Genomic DNA, 2,448 nt, shown 5'->3' with positions numbered 1-2,448 from the left:
CCGTGCGTTATTTGTTCAACACGACACTAACTTTTGATGGACATTAATACAGGCATTAATAATCCCATCACTTAACTCTTCTTTTCTCCACTTCTCCATCTTCTCCCTTTCTCCTTATTTTTATCCTCCCTGAACTCTTATGAAAATTCACGAAACTCCAGATAAAAAGTGTGTATGTATTTCTCCTTTTTTAAATGTTTCTTGTTCCAGTACCTTTTGATGAAATGGGATAGTAGTTTTTATCCCTTCAATAACACATTCTTCCAGTGCCCTTTTCATTCTGGCGATAGCCTCATCACGAGTTAAGCCATAAGTAATAATTTTGGCAATCAAAGCGTCATAATTAGGTGGGATAGTATAGCCTGGGTAAAGATGAGTATCCACACGGACACCAATGCCCCCTGGTAAAATAAGGTTTTCGATTTTACCCACAGAGGGAGAAAATCCATTAGCCGGGTCAGTGGCATTTATTCGGCACTCGAGGGCATGACCACGGAGTTTAATATCTTTTTTTGAAAATCGAAGTTTTTCTCCATCGGCTAAACAGATTTGTTCTTTAATCAAATCAATTCCAGTAACAAATTCCGTTACCGGATGCTCAACCTGGATTCGGGTATTCATTTCAATAAAATAAAAGTTTTTATCGTTATCAAGTAAAAATTCAATCGTGCCGACATTACTGTATTTAACTGCTTTAGCGGCTTTTAAAGCCGCGTCAGTTATTTTCGTTCGTAATCTTTCATCGACAGCTGACGAAGGTGATTCTTCAATTAATTTTTGATGTCGATGTTGAATAGAACATTCCCGCTCACCAAGATGAACCATATTTCCATATTTATCCGCTAATATCTGAACTTCAATATGTCTGGGTTCGTGGAGATAGCGTTCGATATACAAAGATGGGTTTTTAAAGGCGGCATTAGCCTCCGCAGAAGCAATTTCAAAGGCACGCGGTAATTCATCTTTATTCCAGACAATCCGAACCCCTTTACCACCACCGCCAGCAGTTGCCTTGAGCATCACCGGATAGCCTATCTTTTCAATTATTCGGGTGGTATCTTTAGATGATTCAATTGGTTTAGTTGAACCTGGAATAATTGGCACACCGGCATGTTTCATTATGCGTCGTGCTTCGATTTTATCACCCATTTTGGCAATAGTCTGGGAAGTAGGACCAATAAAACCAATTTGATGACTCTCACAAATTTCAGCAAATTTTGCATTTTCTGCCAGAAATCCATATCCCGGATGAATTGCCTCTGCCCCGGTAATAATCGCCGCACTAATTACCTGTGGAATGTTCAGGTAACTTTCCTGACTTGATGCCGGTCCAATACAAATAGATTCATCCGCATATTGTAAATGTAAAGAATCCCTATCTGCATCAGAATAAACCGCAACAGTTCTTATCCCCAATTCTTTGGCGGCGCGGATTATCCTTATGGCTATCTCGCCACGATTTGCAATCAGAATTTTCTTAAACATCTTCTTCTCCCCCTACTTTAATCAAAAATAGAGGTTGACCATACTCGACTGGATGTCCCTCTTCAACCAATATCTCCTTAATCTTACCATAAGTCTTTGCCTCTATCTCATTGATTACTCCCATAACTTCAATCGCACAGACTATATCTGTTGGCGTAACCTTATCCCCAATTTTAACATAAGGAGGAGAGGTTGGAGTTGGTGAGAGATAAAAAAAACCTACCATTGGAGATGTCAATGTAATCAAATCCCTCTTTTTTAATTCCTTAATGGGGATTTTTTGTGTAGGTAACCCTTTTGGTTTAGATATAGATTCTATTACCCCACCACCTTGAGGCTTTTTAAGTTTAACTTTAAAATCCTCATCCTCTATCTCCAATTCTGATAGGTTTTCCTCTTCCATAATGGTAATTAATTTATTAACCCTTTTTATATCCATATCTCTACCTTCTTTAAATTTTTTATAGTTTGCCTCCACTACTCACTTAGAGAAATATTATATCATATTAATAAATAAAATGCAATTAATTTTTTTAAGTCGAGAAATAATTGTTGACATTTGTTTAACACTATGGTAATATTTTTCAAAACCCTATATCACCTAACTATCGAGTCCTTATTAAAAAATCTCGACCTGTGCAGGTAGAAATAAAGGAACAGAATAGTAATGGGTCAGTCATTTGGGGGAACGAACATTAACCTGCGGATTATAGAATAATGAAAATAGTAGGCAAGTAGGTAGTAGGTAAGTAGGAAAGGGATAAAGGATGTACACAGTATTCTTTCCCTGTAGGCAATGTTTCCCTTTCCTACTTTCCTACTCTCCTACTTCCTACTTTCAGGAGAAACCGTCATGCCCCTGCGGGGCACAAAGGAGGATGAAAATTTTGCTTGAATTTCCAGCTTCCTTGTGTTATTCTTACTAAGAAAGAGGCAAGGAGACTTGCCCAAAAGAAATAAACA

At 37.9% G+C, this 2,448-nt stretch carries 2 protein-coding genes; both read right to left on the bottom strand.

Features of this window, described 5'->3' with window-relative positions; genetic code table 11:
• Nucleotides 1–147: 147 nt before the first annotated feature.
• On the bottom strand, nucleotides 148–1,485 hold the full coding sequence (accC, locus tag AB1414_19220) for an acetyl-CoA carboxylase biotin carboxylase subunit (GenBank protein ID MEW6609544.1): 1,338 nt from the start codon (nucleotides 1,483–1,485) through the stop codon (nucleotides 148–150).
• Nucleotides 1,478–1,924, bottom strand: a complete 447-nt coding sequence (accB, locus tag AB1414_19215) for an acetyl-CoA carboxylase biotin carboxyl carrier protein (GenBank protein MEW6609543.1) — start codon at nucleotides 1,922–1,924, stop codon at nucleotides 1,478–1,480. The genes accC and accB overlap by 8 nt, the downstream gene beginning before the upstream one ends.
• Nucleotides 1,925–2,448: the final 524 nt, after the last annotated feature.

This window comes from bacterium (genome assembly GCA_040755795.1).
Taxonomy (GTDB): domain Bacteria; phylum UBA9089; class CG2-30-40-21; order CG2-30-40-21; family SBAY01; genus JBFLXS01.
Note: the sequence above shows the minus strand (reverse complement) of the source record. Positions and strands in the feature narration are given on the sequence as shown.